Origin of the sequence: Streptomyces sp. 35G-GA-8 (genome assembly GCF_023534745.1) — a bacterium.
GTDB lineage: Bacteria > Actinomycetota > Actinomycetes > Streptomycetales > Streptomycetaceae > Streptomyces.
The window spans coordinates 537,215-554,004 of sequence record NZ_JAMHJQ010000005.1; the positions used below are offsets into that span (position 1 = coordinate 537,215).

Sequence of the window (16,790 nt, forward strand, 5' to 3'; positions counted from 1 at the left end):
TGGCACCGTTTCGTGGCGCTCGAACGCATGTAGCATAACTTTCCCGAAAAAATGTCGCATTGTTAACCAGCTCGGTCGCACCGCCGACCAGCTCAAGAGAGTCGCCCGGCCTCTCCCGCGACCGGGCCCCCGTCCAGGATCGCCGGGGTCGCCGCGCCGCGCACCTGGACAGCGCGACGACCGCGTGCTGTGATGCCAACTCCCGCTGTTTTCAACGTTGTACTGCTCGGCACTGACATGGATGGGAGTCCCTGATCATGCTCGACCGACGACGTTTTCTGCACACTGGCGCCCTCGCTCTCGGTGGTGGGGGCCTCCTCGGCCCCTTCGCGCCCTCCGCCTTCGGCGTGGCTCCGGCGCCCGGCGGCTGGTACGCGCCGAACGCCGCGCCGCTCGCCCCCACCGCCTTCCAGAAGCTCCCCCTCGGCAGTGTCACGGCCCGGGGCTGGCTCTCGGGGCAGCTGAGCCTGCTTCTCGACGGGCTGTTCGGCCGTTACGCCGAGATCTCGCACTTCCTGCGGTTCGACGAGTCCGGCTGGGTCCACCCGGAGAAGGACGGCTGGGAGGAAGTCACCTACTGGCTGCGCGGATACGTCAGCCTCGCCGCGCTCACCGGCGACCGGGACGCCCTCGCCACGAGCCGTCGCTGGATCGACGCGATCCTCGCCACTCAGCGGCCGGACGGTTTCTTCGGCCCCACCCGGCTGCGTACGGCGCTCAACGGAGGCCCCGACTTCTGGCCCTATCTGCCGCTGCTCCAGGCGCTGCGCTCGCACGAGGAGTTCACCGGCGACGAGCGGATCACGCCTTTCATCGTGCGTTTCCTCCGCTATATGAACGCGCAGGGTCCCGGGGCGTTCGACTCCAGCTGGGTCTCGAAACGCTGGGGCGACGGGCTCGACATCGCCATGTGGATCTACAACCGCACCCGCGAGCCCTTCCTGCTCGATCTGGTCGACACGATGCATACGCGGGGCGCGAACTGGGTCGACCGCTTCCCCGATCTGCACAATGTCAATATCGCGCAGGGTTTCCGTGAGCCGGCGCAGTACGCCCTGCGCTCGGGGTCCGCCGAGCTCACTCGCGCCACCTACCGCAACTACGCCTCCGTCATGGGCTCTTACGGCCAGTTCCCCGGCGGCGGATTCGCGGGGGACGAGAACGCCAGGCCCGGCTTCGGAGACCCCAGGCAGGGCTTCGAGACCTGCGGAATCGTGGAGTTCATGGCCAGCCATGAACTGCTCACCCGGATCACCGGCGACCCGGTGTGGGCCGACCGCTGCGAAGAGCTCGCGTTCAACATGCTCCCGGCCGCCACGGACCCCTGGGGCCGGGGCGTGCACTACATCACCTCCGCGAACAGCGTCGATCTCGACAACTCCCGTAAGACACAGGGTCAGTTCCAGAACGGCTTCGCGATGCAGTCGTATCAGCCCGGCGTCGACCAGTACCGCTGCTGTCCCCACAACTACGGTATGGGCTGGCCCTACTTCACCGAGGAGCTGTGGCTCGCGACCCCCGACCGAGGGCTGGCCGCCGCGATGTACGCGGCGAGCCGCGTCCGCGCGAAGGTCGCCGACGGTACGGAGATCACCGTCACCGAGGACACGGACTATCCCTTCAAGGAGACCGTCACTCTCACCGTCGCCACCCCGCGCCCTCTCCGCTTCCCGCTCCATCTGCGGATACCCGGCTGGTGCGAACAACCCCAACTCACCGTCGCAGGACGGCGGACGGCCGCCCCGTCGGGCCCGGCCTTCGTCAAGGTCGACCGTACGTGGCGGGACGGTGACCAGGTGACCCTGCGGCTGCCGCAGCGCACCACCGTGCGGCGCTGGGACGGCAACCACGGCGCCGTCAGCGTCGACCACGGCCCGCTGACCTATTCCCTGCGGATCGGCGAACGGTACGAGCGCTACGCGGGGACGGACGACTTCCCCGAACTCGCCGTGCACGCGAGCGGAGCGTGGAACTACGGTCTGGCCACCGACCGGCCCGAGGATCCACCGACGGATCTGCGGTTCTCCGCCGACAGCGGTCCGCTGTCCGGCGACCCCTTCACCCAGGAGGGCACACCGGTCCGGATCACCGCCCCCGCCCGGCGCATCACCGAGTGGGTCGCGGACGACCAGCGGGTCGTCGCTCCCCTTCAGGACAGCCCGGCCCGCAGCGCCTCGGCGGTGGAGCGGGTCACGCTGATCCCGATGGGCGCGGCCAGGCTGCGTGTCACCGCCTTCCCCACCGCGCACCCCGACGGGCGCCCCTGGACACCGGAACCCGCCTTCCACCGTGTCCAGAACAAGCACAGCGGGAAGGTGCTGGCGGTGGACAGGATGTCGCTGGCCGACAGCGCCCGGGTGGTGCAGTTCGACAACTCCGGTACGGCGGACCACGCCTGGCAGCTGATCGACGCGGGCGGCGGCTGGTTCCTGATCCGGAACGGGAACAGCGGCAAGGTGCTCGGCGTCGACGGCATGTCCACCGCCGACAGCGCGCCGGTGGTGCAGTTCGCCGACAACGGCACCGACGACCATCTCTGGCAGCTGCTGGACAGCGGCGACGGCTGGTACCGCATCCGCAACAAGCACAGCGGGAAGGTGCTGGGCGTCGACGGCATGTCGACCGCCAACAGCGCCCAGGTGGTGCAGTTCGCCGACAACGGCACGGACGACCATCTGTGGAGGCTGCTCTGACAGCGGCCCCGGCGGGCGGCTCCCGCGCGTGCCGGCAGCGCGTCCCGTCCGCGTGATAGCAACGCTACGCTCCGATTGATAGCATCCCTTTCATGAGTACACGCGCACGCATCCTGGAGGCCGCCGCCGATCTCGTGGCGAAGTCGCCGAACGGCGACATCTCCACGCGCGCGGTCTGCGAGGCCGCCCAGATCGGCGCGCCGGTGCTCTACCGGCAGTTCGGCGACAAGGAGGGACTCCTCTCCGCCGTCGTCGACCACGGCTTCGACACCTATCTGGCGACCAAGCGCCTTCATCAGCCGGGGGCCGACCCGATCCAGGATCTGCGTGACGGCTGGGACACCCATGTGGCGTTCGCGCTGGCGAATCCCAACCTCTACCGGCTGATGAACTCCCCGCTGACGCGCAAGCCGCCGGCCTCCGCCCTGGAGACCCATCGGATCCTCACCCGGGATCTCGAACGGGCGGCGGCCCAGGGAAAGTTGCGGATCTCCCCGGACCTCGCCGCCCAGATGGTCATGTCGGCCAATGTCGGTGTGGCGCTGATGCTGGTCGCCCGCCCCGCCACGTTCACGGACCCGGACATGTCACGGAGGGTCCGTGACGCGGTGCACGCCGCCGTGTTCACTCCGGAGGCGATGTACGGGGCGGCCTCGGCCGGGGACGCGGCCACGGCCCCCGCCGACACCCCGGCCACCGCGACACGTCTGGGAGCACTGCTCCGCCAGTCGCCGCCCACGGCGCTGACCGCCGCCGAGGCCGCGCTGCTCGGCGAGTGGCTGGAGCGCGTGTCGAACGCGCCGGACACCACGGGCGCGCCCCCGCCGTCAGATCTTGAACCGACACCCACCCGGGACGCGGGGCAAACGACCACAACGGGGACGCCCCGACGGTGATGTGTTGGCCATCGCGGAACGCGTCCGGCCGCTTCGGGCACAACTCTTGACGTGTACGAAACACGGGAGAACCATCTCGGGTACTCAGAGAGCGCTCTCCAAGCTCTCTCCCACCGCGCCTCCCGCATCGCCCGACACTCAGGAGACCTGCCCATGCACGCTCCTCCCCTCGCCTCGCCGGTGTTCCGGGGCCCCTCGCCCGCGCGTCGGCGCCCCGCACGCCGGCGCGGGCTCGCCGCCTCCCTCGCGGCCGCCCTGATCGCCTCCCTGTTACTCCTCGTCCCCGGCACCTCCGCCCAGGCCGCGCCCACGCTGCTCTCCCAGGGCAAGCCCGTGACCGCCTCCAGCCAGGAGAACGCCGGCACCCCCGCCACCGGGGCCGTCGACGGCGACAACGGGACCCGCTGGTCGAGCGCGGCGTCCGATCCGCAGTGGATCCAGGTCGACCTCGGCGCCACCGCCGCGATCAGTCAGATCGTGCTGCGCTGGGAGACCGCGTACGCCACCGCGTACCGGATCGAGTTCTCGGCCAACGGCACGAGCTGGACCACCGCGTACTCCACCACCACCGGACCCGGCGGCACGGAAACGCTCAATGTCTCGGGCAACGCCCGCTATGTACGGATGTACGGCACCGCGCGCGCCACCCAATGGGGCTACTCGCTATGGGAGTTCCAGGTCTTCGGCGGCACCTCGGGCGGCGGGGACCCGCTCCCGGGCGGTGGTGATCTCGGGCCGAATGTGGTGGTCTTCGATCCGTCGACACCGAACATCCAGGGCAGGCTGGACGAGATCTTCCGGCAGCAGGAGTCGGCGCAGTTCGGCTCGGGCCGCTACCAGCTGCTGTTCAAGCCCGGCACCTACAACAACATCAACGCCCAACTGGGCTTCTACACCTCGATCTCCGGCCTCGGGCTCTCGCCCGACGACACCACCTTCAACGGCGATGTGACCGTGGACGCCGGCTGGTTCAACGGCAACGCCACCCAGAACTTCTGGCGCTCCGCCGAGAACCTGGCCCTCAACCCCGTCAGCGGCACCAACCGCTGGGCCGTCGCCCAGGCCGCCCCCTTCCGCCGTATGCACGTCAAGGGCGGCCTCAACCTCGCACCCAACGGCTACGGCTGGGCCAGCGGCGGCTATATCGCCGACAGCCGCATCGACGGCACCGTCGGCCCCTACTCCCAGCAGCAGTGGTACACCCGCGACAGCTCCGTCGGCGGCTGGACCAACGCCGTCTGGAACATGACCTTCTCCGGCGTCGAAGGCGCCCCCGCCCAGAGCTTCCCCAACCCGCCCTACACCACCCTCACCAACACCCCCGTCTCACGCGAGAAACCCTTCCTCTACCTCGACGGCGCCGAGTACAAGGTCTTCCTGCCGGAGCTGCGCACCAACGCGCGCGGCACCACCTGGGGAAGCGGCACGCCCAGGGGTACGTCACTGCCGCTCACCCAGTNAACGCGTACAAGGTCTTCGTCCCCGCCAAGCGCACCAACGCGCGCGGCACCACCTGGGGCAATGGCGCGCCGCAGGGCCAGTCCCTGCCGCTCGACCAGTTCTATGTCGTCAAGCCGGGCGCGACGGCCGCGACGATCAATCAGGCGCTCGCCCAGGGGCTCAACCTGCTCTTCACCCCCGGCATCTACCACGTCGACCAGCCGATCAACGTGAACCGCGCCAACACCGTCGTGCTGGGGCTCGGGCTCGCCACGATCATCCCGGACAACGGGGTGACCGCCATGAAGGTCGCCGATGTGGACGGGGTGAAGCTGGCCGGCTTCCTGATCGACGCCGGTCCGGTGAACTCGCCCACCCTTCTGGAGGTCGGCCCCCAGGGCGCGGGCGCGGACCACTCCGCCAATCCGACCACGGTCCAGGACGTGTTCATCAGGATCGGCGGCGCCGGCCCCGGCAAGGCCACCACCAGCATGGTGATCAACAGCGATGACACGATCATCGACCACACCTGGGTCTGGCGCGCCGACCATGGCGCGGGCGTGGGCTGGGAGACCAATCGCGCGGATTACGGCATCCGCGTCAACGGTGACGATGTGCTGGCCACGGGGCTCTTCGTCGAGCACTTCAACAAGTACGACGTGGAGTGGTACGGCGAGAACGGCAGGACGATCTTCTTCCAGAACGAGAAGGCGTACGACGCCCCCGACCAGGCCGCCATCCAGAACGGCGCCATCAAGGGCTACGCGGCCTACAAGGTCGCCGACACCGTCAACAACCATGAGGGCTGGGGTCTGGGCAGCTACTGCAACTACACCTCGGACTCGACCATCCGCCAGGACCACGGCTTCCAGGCGCCGGTCAAACCGGGAGTGAGGTTCCACGATCTCCTGGTCGTCTCCCTGGGCGGCATGGGCCAGTACAACCATGTGATCAACAGCATCGGGTCACCCACCTCGGGCACCTCGACGATTCCGTCGACAGTGACCTCGTTCCCGTAGCAGGTCCCACAGCGGGTCCCACAGCTGGGACGCGTACGCGGGCGTACGCGTCAAGGGGCCCGGCCTCGCACCGAGGCCGGGCCCCGCTCCTCCCCCGCCGTACAGCCCGTCAGCCGCCCGGCTCCGTCAGCGCCTTCCGCGCAGCCGGCTCAGCAGCTGACGCGCCTGCGCACGCTTCCTCGGATCGGCGGAGGCGCTGCGTATCTGATCCGTCACTCGGCGCCCCTGCGGACTGCCTGCGAACCGCTTGATCCGCTCGATGATTCCGGGCATGTCGTCTCCATGTCGTCTGCCGCGGTCCGGGACCGGGGCGGGCGGGCTTTTCTCGCGCCTACCCCCTGACGGACCATCGACGCCCCATTCCCTTCCTCGCGTGCGGTCCGTTACACGACCGGCGAACCCGTGCCGTGGACCGACCGGACGCGGCACCCTCGTCCGGCGCAATGGTTCATACGATCGGCCCGGCGTGACGCACCGTAGAGCTGCGGTCTCCCGTGACGCGCCCGATGATGCGCCGCGGGCTCCACCGCCCACGGGCCCGGCAACGGACGTCGGCATCGAAGATATGAGCCGAACCCGCACAAACAACTGATATCCAGAATGCACCGTTATGCCACTGTGCCCAGACTGACGGCATGTCGGGCAAACAGAGCGCGGGGCTCCTCGTGTACCGGGTGAAGGACACCGGTGCCGAGGTGCTTCTCGGGCACATGGGCGGGCCGTTCTGGTCCGGCCGCGATGCCGCCGCCTGGTCGATCCCGAAAGGTGAGCAGAGACCGGACGAGCGGCCGCAGGACGCCGCGCGCCGGGAGTTCCAGGAGGAGCTGGGTCTGCCACCGCCCGACGGACCGTGGATCGCGCTCGGCGAGGCCCGGCAACGGAGTGGCAAGACGGTGACGGTCTGGGCCGTAGAGGGGGATCTCGACCCCGCCCTCGCCGCGCCCGGCACTTTCCGCATGGAGTGGCCGAGAGGATCGGGTGTCCTGCGCGAATTCCCCGAGCTGGACCGTGTCGCCTGGTTCTCCCTGGAGAACGCCGTGGAGCCACTGGTGATGGGACAGCGGGTCTTCCTCGACCGGCTGAGCGAGTGCATAGGTGACGGCCGCAGGCCGTCCCCGTCCCGCCGCTGACCCCGCCACCCCGGTGCCGCCCAGGCCGCGGCGTCCCGCCCGGTTCATTCAGGAAAGGGATCGTTTCTGTGCCCCGTCGCCCCCATGCCTTCGTAGCCGCCAGTACGGCGCTGCTCGCCGCCGCGGTCATCCCCGCGACCGTGCTCCCCGCCCTGGCCGTACCCACCGAGGCTCCGCACACTCCCACGTCTCCCGCCCGCGCGTCGCCCGATCCCGCGTACCTCGCCCTGGCGGCCCAGCGTTCCGTACCGTCCTCCTCGCTGCCCTCCGAACCTCTCTCCGCGCCACCGCACTCCTCCGCACCGCACTCCTCCGCACCTCACCCGTCCGCACCGCCCCCCTCCGCGCCGCGCTCCGCGCCACCACACCCCTCCGCGCCTCCCTCCGCCCCGTCGCCGGAACGCCACGACGCGCCGCCGCCCGCGGCCGGGCCGCCCGCCGATAGAGAATCGTTCAGGCAGGACGGCTTCCCCGAGGACGGACCGGTCACGGCGGCGGCTCTGCTGTCCAGGGCCGGCGGCTGCGACCAGATCTCCAACGGGCTCTACCGGGCCGGCGAAGGCAGCGCGGCCACGATCCCCGTCTGCGACGCCAAGGGCGCCGTGTTCTGGAACGCCGACATGGACATCGACTGCGACGGCCAGGCCACGGCCCACTGCAACTCCGCGGCGGACCCCTACTACCAGCCCGCCACCGCCTTCACCCAGGCCGACGGCCGGGCGCTCAATCCGGAGGAGCTGCCGTATATCGTCGTGCCCCTGTCGAGCTCCATCTGGAACTACCGCTCGTCGGGCATCCGGGGCGGATCCGTCGCGGCGGTCATCCACCGCGACAAGGTGGAGTACGCCGTCGTCGGCGACACCGGCCCGCCGGGGATCATCGGGGAGGCGTCGTACGCGACGGCCCGCGCGCTGGGCATCGTGGCCGACCCCTCGGGCGGCGGAGTGGCGTCGGGCGTGACCTACATCGTCTTCAAGGACTCCGAGATCGCCCGGCTGGACGACCAGGAGGCCATCACGCGGCGGGGCGACGAGCTGGCGAAACAATTCATCATGGACAACTGAGCGGAGACGGAGCCGGCCCATGCGGCGGGGGCCCCGCCCTCGGGCCGGACCCCCGCCGCACACACCGCCTCCCGCCGAACGGCGGCGAAGCTCAGACGATGCCTTCCGAGATCTCCGACTGCTCGCGCGCGTTGCCGTACGCCTGCGGGGTGCTGTACGAGCTACGGGCTATGTACCACCACGCGGTCGCCAGGATCAGCACCACGGCCAGGGCGATCACGGCGTAGTTCATCGAGTCGACCGTCACGGGGTTCGACTGGGGCAGGCAGAACAGGACGGTGACGAAGGCCACCCACACCACGGCGATCCAGCCGATCGGCTTGCTCCAGCGCCCCAGGGTCCACGGTCCGGGCTCGAAGCGGTTCTTGGCGCGCAGCTTCAGATAGATGGGGATGGCGTACGCCGGGGTGATACCGATGACGTTGATGGCGGTCACCGCACCGTACGCCGTCGTGGAGTACAGGGACGGCAGCGCGAGCACACCCGCGACGATGACCGACAGCCAGACCGCGGGAACCGGGGTCTGGGTACGGCTGCTGACGCGCCGCCACAGCGCGGAGCCCGGCAGGGCGTTGTCACGGCTGAAGGCGAACACCATCCGGCTGGCCGCCGCGACCTCCGCGTTGCCGCAGAACAGCTGCGCCACGATCACGAGCAGCAGCAGCGCGGTGGCCCCGCTCGTACCGAGGGCGTCGATCAGGATCTGCGCGGGCGGCACGCCGGTGGCGCTGTTCTGGGCGCCTTCGTAGTCCTGGATGGCGAAGGTGAGACCGGCCAGCAGGGCGAACCCGGCGATCCAGGAGACCCAGATGGCCCGGACGATCCCGCGCGCGGCGGTGACCGACGCGTTCGAGGTCTCCTCGGAGAGATGGGCCGAGGCGTCGTAGCCACAGAAGGTGTACTGCGCGAGCAGCAGCCCGATGGCGGCCACATAGAGCGGGTTCTGCCAGCCGGAATCATTGACGAACTCGGTGAAGACGAACGACGGCGACTGGTGGTGGTCGGGGACGATCGCCAGCACGCCGACGATGATGGCGACACCGACCAGATGCCACCACACGCTGATCGAGTTGAGCACGCTGACCAGCCTGACCCCGAACAGGTTCAGCACGGCGTGCAGCAGCAGGATGCACAGGAAGATGACAAAGGTCCAGCCGGGGCTGGGGGCGAAACCGAACTGGAGATTGAGGAAGGCCCCGGTGAACAGCGCGGCGCCGTAGTCGATACCCGCGATCGCGCCGAGCAGTCCGAGCAGGTTGAGCCAGCCGGTGTACCAGCCCCACTTACGACCGCCGAGCCGGTCGGCCATGTAGTAGAGGGCGCCCGAGGTGGGATACGCGCTCGTGACCTCGGCCAGCGCCATGCCCACGCAGAGCACGAACAGACCGACGCCCGCCCAGCCCCAGAGCATCACCGCGGGACCGCCGTTGCCCATGCCGAAGCCGTACAGGGTCATGCAGCCGGACAGGATGGAGATGACCGAGAAGCTGATGGCGAAATTGCCGAAGCCGCCCATGCGGCGGGCGAGGACGGGCTGGTAGCCGAGCTCGCGCAGCCGCTGTTCCTCATCCTTCTGGGGTATGGAGCCGGCCTTCGACCAGGTCGGTGGTGAAGTGGACATGGAATGGACCTCCGGTAAGAAACCACACATAGGGGACGGTTACGGGACGTACTGCCGAGGGCGGGGGCAACGAGCGGCACCGCGAAGGGTGTTCACTCAGCCGGCCGGTCCGTCCCGCGGATCACGGGCAGCCGCGAGACACCGGCTGCGGGCGCGCAGGAACACGTCCTCGGCCTGCGCGGCGTCGCCGGGGCTGCGCGTACGATACGCCCACGGCACGGAGACGTAGTACGGCCCCAGGGCCTCGAACACCCGGGCCCCCTGCGCGAATTGGAGCGACCCCCACAGCGCGTGCGCCAGCTGGTTGAGGTCGAGCAGCGAGGCCTCGGCGAGGACGGCGTGGTCGAACCACAGTTGCTGGGCCCGCAGCGCGTCCCGGGTCGCGTCCTCCGTGACCCAGTGGAGGTCCAGCGCCTTCTCGTGGCCGTTCTCCCGGCGGTAGCGCTCCACCCGTACGAACAGCGGCATGACATGCAGCGCCGAGCCCTCGGGGGCCGAAGAGGCTGCCCACTGGACGAAGTTGACCGCTTCCGAGAGTGATCCGTCGGCCCGCCGCGCGTAGACGAACTGGAGCATGCGGTGGTACGCCTCGCGGTTGTACGGATCGCGCTTGTCGGCCTCCGCGAGCAGCGCCCAGGGGCCGGGGAAGAGCATGGGCCCCGGCGGCGCCAGCCGGTGTTCCTCCAGCCGCTGTCTGCCGTCGAGTTGGGACAGGGCCAGCAGACATACCCAGGGCACCGGGTCGTCGGGGGCCTGGCGCGTGGCGTTGCCGCACGCCTCCCACGCCTGCTGCCACAGCTCCTGTGTGCGGGCATGTCCCTCACGGTGGGCCCGTACGGCGCGCTCCACCAGGACGCGGGTGTGCATCACGAGTGCGGCGACGTTCCGTGGCTCTTCCGACAGCCACGCCTGTACGGCGTCGGAGCCGGCGGCGACGGCGGCGAGCACCTGGGTGCGCTGGGTCCACAGGGACCAATCGCGCGTCTCGGCAAGGAGGTTGCGCATCGAGACCCAGCGTCCGGTGCGCAGGTCCTGGACCGCGGCGCGCAGTTCGTTGTCGTGGCCCGCCGGGTGGTAGACGGGTCGCATGTTGTCGCTCGCCATCAGCTGGGTCCTGTCCGCGCGCGCGAGAACGGCCGCCGGGCGAACCACGGTGACGGCCGCTTGGGAAGCCGTGAGGACGGCGAGGCGGGGGAAGCTAGCACCGGCCCACCGTCCCTGTCCCCGGTGGCCCTGGGACCCGGGGGTGGCGGATGCTCCCCCGACCCGGGGTCACGGAACTCCCGATCCGCGGCGGCCGGGAGGAGGGGGCCACCGCGGACCGGCTACAGGACGTACTGAGCCGGGCATGCCCGAAGAGGCGCCTGGCTGAAAATATGTTCGTCATAGATCCTCTAGGACGGTGGGGGGTGGAGCGATCCGGCGTCGTCGCAGAAGGCAGGGACCAGCCGTGCCGCAGGTGAGGGAGAACCGAGGAGCACTCTCTGCCACTGCGGCGATCAGTGTAGGGGTCAGAGTGACATGGCTCGAACACTTTGCTGATCTTTCGCAACTCTCTGTTGATCAAAGCGGATTGGGCCTGTCCAGGCGACGGCGCCCGGACGATTTCCCGGAGCGCCGGGACGCCCGGCCGCCGCACCCGCACCCGGACGGTCCAGAGAACCCTTGACGCCCGCTCTGACCTGCACCACGCTTTCGCTCAGCGATCAGCTCAGCGATCAGTACCCACCGCGATCGACGCCACCCTCGTGCCCCTCCGCGACCGAAGAACGGGATATGCCGCCAGCCCAGCACTCGCCCCGCCCCCGCGCCGGCTCAACCACCCGGCCGGTGCTCGCCGTTGACCAGGGCACCTCGTCCACGAAGGCGCTGGTCGTCTGCCCCGAACGGGGCGTGATCGGAACGGGTTCGGCGCCGGCGCCGCCCCGCTACGGCTCCGGCGGACTGGTGGAGGTCGATCCCGCCGTCCTGCTCCGCTCCGTACTCGACGCCGGGCAGCAGGCGCTCGCCGACGCGGCGGAGCCGGTCGCGGCCGTCGGTCTGGCCAACCAGGGCGAGACGGTGCTCGCCTGGGATCCGGCCACGGGCACCCCGCTCACCGACGCGATCGTCTGGCAGGACCGCCGCTCGGAGCACCTGTGCGCCGAACTCGCGCCGTACGACGACCGGTTGAGGCAGCTGACGGGACTTCCGCTCGCCCCGTACTTCGCCGCGCCCAAGATGGCCTGGATCCGGCGCGAGCTGACCCGCGAGGGCGCCGTGACCACCAGCGACTCCTGGCTGATCCACCAGCTGACCGGCGCGTTCGTCACGGACGCGGCCACCGCCGGGCGTACCCAGCTGCTCGACCTCGACCGGGTCGACTGGTCGCCTGAGGCGCTGGACGTCTTCGGACTCTCCGACGAGGCGCTGCCCCGCATCGTCGACGCGGCGGGGCCGGTCGGCACCACCACCGCCTTCGGTGCCGAGCTCCCGCTGACCGGGCTGCTCGTGGACCAGCAGGCCGCGCTGCTCGCCCAGGATGTGACCGAACCGGGATCCGCCAAGTGCACCTACGGCACCGGCGCGTTCCTGCTCGCGCAGACCGGCGGCCGGCCGCGCCGGGGGACGACGGGCCTGGTCAGCTGTGTCGCCTGGCGGCTCGGCGGAGACACCAGCTACTGCCTCGACGGACAGGTCTACACGGCCGCGTCCGCCGTGCGCTGGCTGACCGATCTCGGGGTGATCTCGGGGGCCGCCGATCTCGATACGGTCGGCTCCCGTGTACCGGACAGCGGCGGTGTGACCTTCGTACCCGCGCTCGCGGGACTCGCCGCGCCGTGGTGGCGCGGCGATCTGCGCGGCTCGCTGACCGGCCTCGGCCTGGACACCGGCCCGGGACAGCTGGTCCGCGCGCTGTGCGAGGGCATCGCCGCCCAGGTCGTGGAGTTGGCCGGCGCGGTGGCCACCGATCTCGGGGCGCCCCTGACGAGTCTGCGGGTGGACGGCGGTCTGACCCGGTCGGCGCTGCTCATGCAGACCCAGGCCGATCTGCTGCAACGGCCCGTCGAGGTCTCGGCGTTGCCCGATGTCACGGCACTGGGAGTGGGCGCACTCGCGCGTCTCGGCCTCGACCCGGCGCAGTCGTTGCGGGAGGTGATCCCGGAGTGGAAACCCGCCGCGGTCTACGAGCCGAGGATCGGCGCGGACGAGGCGGCGGAGCGTCTGGGCGTCTTCCGCGCGGAGGTGGCGGCGCTGCTCGACCGTACTCCCCCGCCCTGAACCACGGGTCCCGCGGCGAAGCCGCCCGGAAGGAACCGAAGAGAACCGAACCCCGGCCCGGACCTGCGTCCGTCCCGGCCCGGACCTGGAGCACCATGACTGTCACGACCTCGGGCACGCTGCCGGACGAGACGTACGACGTCGCCGTCATCGGCGCGGGAGTGGTCGGCACGGCCATCGCCCGTGAACTGAGCCGCTACCGGCTGCGGATCGCGCTGGTGGAGGCGTCCGACGATGTCGGCGACGGTACGTCGAAGGCCAACACGGCCATTCTGCACACCGGCTTCGACGCCGTGCCCGGTTCGCTGGAGTCCCGGCTCGTGCGCGAGGGACAGCGGCGGCTGGCGGCGTACGCGTCCCGAACGGGCATCCCCGTGGAGCCGGTCGGCGCCCTGCTCGTCGCCTGGGACGAGGAACAACTGGCCGCGCTGCCCGGGCTGGTGGAGAAGGCCGAGCGCAATGAGTACCGCGAGACACGGATCATCGGCGCGGACGAGCTGTACTCCCGCGAGCCCCACCTCGGCCCCGGCGCGCTCGGCGCGCTCGAAGTCCCCGGTGAGAGCATCATCTGTCCTTGGACGACCACACTCGCCTACGCCACCCAGGCCGTCAGGGCCGGGGCGGACCTGCATCTCAACTGCCCCGTGGAGAACGTCAGCGGCGCGCCCGGCGGCGCGTCACCGCACGAACTGACCACCGGCCGCGGCGTGTTGCGGACGCGGACACTGATCAACGCCGCCGGGCTGTACGCCGACGAGATCGACCGGCTGCTCGGCCACGCCGACTTCACCGTGACGCCGAGGCGCGGTCAGCTCATGGTCTTCGACAAGTTCGCCCGCGAGCTGGTCCGGCACATCCTGCTGCCGGTGCCGACCGCCCTCGGCAAGGGGGTACTGGTGGCGCCCACGGTGTACGGCAATGTGATGCTCGGCCCCACCGCCGAGGACCTGGCCGACAAGACGGCGACGGGATCGACGGCCGAGGGGCTGGACTTCCTGCGCGAGAAGGGCGGACGGATCATGCCGGAACTGCTCGACGAGGAGGTCACGGCCGTCTACGCCGGGCTGCGCGCCGCGACCGAGGACGACGACTACCGCATCCGCTCCCATCCCGGGCAGCGGTACATCACGGTGGGCGGTATCCGCTCCACCGGGCTGACCGCGTCCATGGCGATCGCCGCCCATGTCGTGGAGCTGCTGGCCGACTCCGGCCGGGACCTGGGCGCGGCGCGGGAGCTCGAACCGGTACGGATGCCGAATATCGGCGAGTCGTCGCCGCGACCGTACCAACGCGCCGAACTGATCGCGGCGGACCCGGAGTACGGCAGGATCGTCTGCCACTGCGAACGGGTCTCGCGCGGGGAGATCCGTGACGCCCTCGCCAGTACCGTCCCGCCGCGCTCACCGGAGGGGCTGCGGCGCCGTACCCGGGCCCGGGGCGGCCGGTGCCAGGGCTTCTACTGCGGCGCCGCGGTGCGCGCCCTGCTCACCCCCGAAACCCCCGGAGTTCCGGGAGCTCCCGACGGTCGCGGAGCCCCGACCACTCACGACGAACCATCACCGCGGCCGGAGGTCGGTCCATGAGCGCGACAGCGGACCGGGACGCCGCATCCCGCGCCCCCGACCCCGGCCGGCGGCAGCGCGCGGTCGATGTGCTGGTGGTCGGCGCGGGTCCGGCCGGTCTGGCCGCGGCCGGGCGACTGGCCGCCTCGGGCGCCGGTACGGTCGAGGTCGTCGACCGTGAGGACCAGGCCGGCGGTATCCCGCGCCACTGCTTCCACACCGGGTTCGGCGTGCGTGATCTGCGTCGCCCGATGAGCGGCCCCGCGTACGCCCGCCACTGGCGCGATCTGGCGATCGACGCGGGAGCGACGCTGCGCACCGGTGTCTCCGTGACCGGCTGGGCGGGCCGCCATGGGCGCGCGGTCACCCCCGGCGGCCCCGGGCCGCTCACCGTGGAGACGACCGGCCCCGAGGGCCTGGAAAGCCTCTCCGCCGGGGCGGTCGTCCTCGCCACCGGCGCACGCGAACGCCCGCGCGGCGCCCGGCTGGTGCCGGGGACGCGGCCGGCCGGGGTGTTCACCACCGGCGAGCTGCAACAGGCCGTCCATCTGCACCATCAGTGGATCGGGGCGCGGGCCGTCGTCATCGGGGCCGAACCCGTCGGCTACTCCGCCGTACGCACCCTGCGGGGCGCGGGCGTGGAGATCGCGGCGATGGTCACCGAACAGCCGCACCACCAGTCCTCCTGGGTCTCGGGGCTCGGGGCCCGGCTGCGTCACCGCGTTCCGCTGCTCACCGCCACGACCGTCACCGAACTGCTCGGCAGGGGCCGGCTCACCGGAGTCGCGCTGAGGCACGACGACGGCAGGACGACGACCATCGGCTGCGACACGGTCGTCTTCACCGGGGACTGGATCCCCGACCACGAGCTGGCCCGCCGGGGCGGGATCGCCCTCGACCGGGGCACCCGGGGCCCGGCGGTCGACACCGCGTTCCGTACCGCCGCGCCCGGTGTCTTCGCCGTCGGCAATCTGCTGCACGCCATCGAGCCCGCGGGCACCGCCGCCCGGGAGGGCCGGCTCGTCGCGGGGCCCGTGCTGCGGTTTCTGGCGGACGGCGCGTGGCCGGGTGGCCAGGTGCCGGTGGAGGTGGACGCGCCCCTGCGGTGGGTCGCGCCGAACCGTATCGACCCACGCGGTCCACGTCCGCCGCTGGGCCGCTTCACGCTCCGTACGGCGCGCTCGGCGGACCGGCTGTCATTCCTTGTCGTCACCCAGGACGGACGGGTGCTGCACCGGGAACGGCTGCGGCGCGGCGCGGTGCCGAACCGGCCGCTGTACGCCTGCGCCGACTGGATCGACCGCGCCGATCCCGGCGGCGGCCCGATCGTGATCAGCGCGGGCTGAGCCCCGGGCCGTCGCGTCGCGCGCCCGGTTCAGAGCTGGTCGGACCCCAGGACCGCCGCGTAGAAACCGGCGCGCGCGGCGAGCGGGGTCAGCTCACCCGCCCGCTCGGCCGGGAAGCAGACCAGGGGGTAGCAGTCCGACTCTATGTCGAGGACGGCGAGCGCCACCCCGACCTTCAGATGGAGCCGTCCGGCGTCGTTCAGGAAGGCGGCGGTGTCCATGTCCGGGGGCGCCGCGTCCGTGCCGTCCGCTCCGGCATGGGACCACGGGTCGACGGTGGGACGGGATTCCAGGCCCCGGAGCCGATGGCTGATCTCATCGGAGCCCTCCTTCCAGTCGACCTCGGCCAGCAGCCCCTGTGCCGTCAGGGCGTCGACGAGCGCTATCCACGCGAGGTTCTCGATGGGCGCGTCGATGCCGCGGTCCTCAAGACGCTCGGCGTGGGTCCGTACGTAGGCGTCCGGATCGTCGTACGCGAACAGCACCTCGTCGACGACGGCCGCGCGGCCCGGCGCGAGCAGCTCGGCCAGCGCGGCCAGTGCCTCGGCGGCGGGGGTGCGAGCAGGACGACGCTCCGTCATGATGACAGCTCCTCAGGTCGGGATGCGAGGTGTTCGGGTGGAACACCGGCCCGGGGAACACCCTGCCACGGGGGTCTGACAACCGACCGGCCCGCAACCCGCCGGAGAATCGCGCGAGATGCGAGACCCGCGAGGCCGGAAAGAGGGGCGGCCCCACCGGCGAGGGGGGACGCACCG

11 protein-coding genes and 1 pseudogene are annotated in these 16,790 nt (G+C 71.0%); 8 read left to right on the top strand and 4 right to left on the bottom strand.

From position 1 onward, the window contains the following. Positions 1–257: 257 nt before the first annotated feature. The 3 genes and pseudogenes from M1203_RS13925 (at position 258) to M1203_RS13935 (ending at position 6,048) form a co-directional block, all read left to right on the top strand. Positions 258–2,693, top strand: a complete 2,436-nt coding sequence (locus M1203_RS13925) for an RICIN domain-containing protein (RefSeq protein ID WP_249949950.1) — start codon at positions 258–260, stop codon at positions 2,691–2,693. A gap of 92 nt (positions 2,694–2,785) precedes the next feature. Then, the gene (locus M1203_RS13930) at positions 2,786–3,589 is read left to right on the top strand and encodes a TetR/AcrR family transcriptional regulator (RefSeq protein WP_249949951.1); all 804 of its coding nucleotides are present in this window, start codon (positions 2,786–2,788) and stop codon (positions 3,587–3,589) included. Between the two features lie 153 nt (positions 3,590–3,742). Continuing rightward, positions 3,743–6,048: pseudogene (locus tag M1203_RS13935) on the top strand (discoidin domain-containing protein). A gap of 126 nt (positions 6,049–6,174) precedes the next feature. Here M1203_RS13935 and M1203_RS13940 read toward each other — a convergent pair. Continuing rightward, complete coding sequence (locus M1203_RS13940; protein WP_249949952.1) at positions 6,175–6,321, bottom strand: hypothetical protein; 147 nt, start codon at positions 6,319–6,321, stop codon at positions 6,175–6,177. A gap of 362 nt (positions 6,322–6,683) precedes the next feature. Here M1203_RS13940 and M1203_RS13945 point away from each other — a divergent pair, with 362 nt between their 5' ends. Both M1203_RS13945 and M1203_RS39035 read left to right on the top strand, forming a co-directional pair. Then, positions 6,684–7,178 carry an NUDIX domain-containing protein gene (locus M1203_RS13945; RefSeq protein ID WP_249949953.1) on the top strand — a complete coding sequence of 165 codons (495 nt, stop codon included), beginning with the start codon at positions 6,684–6,686 and terminating at the stop codon, positions 7,176–7,178. Positions 7,179–7,246: 68 nt separating this feature from the next. Further along, a complete protein-coding gene (locus tag M1203_RS39035; RefSeq protein ID WP_249949954.1) occupies positions 7,247–8,242 on the top strand; it encodes a glycoside hydrolase family 75 protein in 996 nt (331 codons plus the stop codon). 91 nt (positions 8,243–8,333) lie between these two features. Here M1203_RS39035 and M1203_RS13955 read toward each other — a convergent pair whose 3' ends face one another. After that, the gene (locus tag M1203_RS13955) at positions 8,334–9,863 is read right to left on the bottom strand and encodes an amino acid permease (RefSeq protein ID WP_249949955.1); all 1,530 of its coding nucleotides are present in this window, start codon (positions 9,861–9,863) and stop codon (positions 8,334–8,336) included. Between the two features lie 96 nt (positions 9,864–9,959). Continuing rightward, the gene (locus M1203_RS13960) at positions 9,960–10,967 is read right to left on the bottom strand and encodes a hypothetical protein (RefSeq protein WP_249949956.1); all 1,008 of its coding nucleotides are present in this window, start codon (positions 10,965–10,967) and stop codon (positions 9,960–9,962) included. Between the two features lie 672 nt (positions 10,968–11,639). Here M1203_RS13960 and M1203_RS13965 point away from each other — a divergent pair. From M1203_RS13965 to M1203_RS13975, 3 genes are all read left to right on the top strand, one after another. Further along, positions 11,640–13,124: an FGGY family carbohydrate kinase gene (locus M1203_RS13965; protein ID WP_249949957.1), complete on the top strand. Its 1,485-nt coding sequence runs from the start codon at positions 11,640–11,642 to the stop codon at positions 13,122–13,124. A gap of 95 nt (positions 13,125–13,219) precedes the next feature. Continuing rightward, positions 13,220–14,707, top strand: coding sequence for an FAD-dependent oxidoreductase (locus M1203_RS13970; RefSeq protein WP_249949958.1), 1,488 nt, complete (start codon positions 13,220–13,222; stop codon positions 14,705–14,707). Continuing rightward, positions 14,704–16,032 carry an NAD(P)/FAD-dependent oxidoreductase gene (locus M1203_RS13975; protein WP_249949959.1) on the top strand — a complete coding sequence of 443 codons (1,329 nt, stop codon included), beginning with the start codon at positions 14,704–14,706 and terminating at the stop codon, positions 16,030–16,032. Before M1203_RS13970 ends, M1203_RS13975 begins: the two co-directional genes overlap by 4 nt. 29 nt (positions 16,033–16,061) lie before the next feature. Here the strand turns inward: M1203_RS13975 and M1203_RS13980 are convergent, their stop codons facing one another. Next, on the bottom strand, positions 16,062–16,613 hold the full coding sequence (locus tag M1203_RS13980) for a DUF6630 family protein (protein WP_249949960.1): 552 nt from the start codon (positions 16,611–16,613) through the stop codon (positions 16,062–16,064). Between the last annotated feature and the right edge of the window lie 177 nt (positions 16,614–16,790).

Bases quoted from the DNA above. Each gene is read 5' to 3' on its own strand.
- M1203_RS13925 (WP_249949950.1), top strand. From the start codon at position 258: ATGCTCGACCGACGACGTTTTCTGCACACTGGCGCCCTCGCTCTCGGT.
- M1203_RS13930 (WP_249949951.1), top strand. From the start codon at position 2,786: ATGAGTACACGCGCACGCATCCTGGAGGCCGCCGCCGATCTCGTGGCG.
- M1203_RS13960 (WP_249949956.1), bottom strand. From the start codon at position 10,967: ATGGCGAGCGACAACATGCGACCCGTCTACCACCCGGCGGGCCACGAC.
- M1203_RS13980 (WP_249949960.1), bottom strand. From the start codon at position 16,613: ATGACGGAGCGTCGTCCTGCTCGCACCCCCGCCGCCGAGGCACTGGCC.
- M1203_RS13970 (WP_249949958.1), top strand. From the start codon at position 13,220: ATGACTGTCACGACCTCGGGCACGCTGCCGGACGAGACGTACGACGTC.
- M1203_RS13965 (WP_249949957.1), top strand. From the start codon at position 11,640: ATGCCGCCAGCCCAGCACTCGCCCCGCCCCCGCGCCGGCTCAACCACC.
- M1203_RS13975 (WP_249949959.1), top strand. From the start codon at position 14,704: ATGAGCGCGACAGCGGACCGGGACGCCGCATCCCGCGCCCCCGACCCC.
- M1203_RS13945 (WP_249949953.1), top strand. From the start codon at position 6,684: ATGTCGGGCAAACAGAGCGCGGGGCTCCTCGTGTACCGGGTGAAGGAC.
- M1203_RS13940 (WP_249949952.1), bottom strand. From the start codon at position 6,321: ATGCCCGGAATCATCGAGCGGATCAAGCGGTTCGCAGGCAGTCCGCAG.
- M1203_RS13955 (WP_249949955.1), bottom strand. From the start codon at position 9,863: ATGTCCACTTCACCACCGACCTGGTCGAAGGCCGGCTCCATACCCCAG.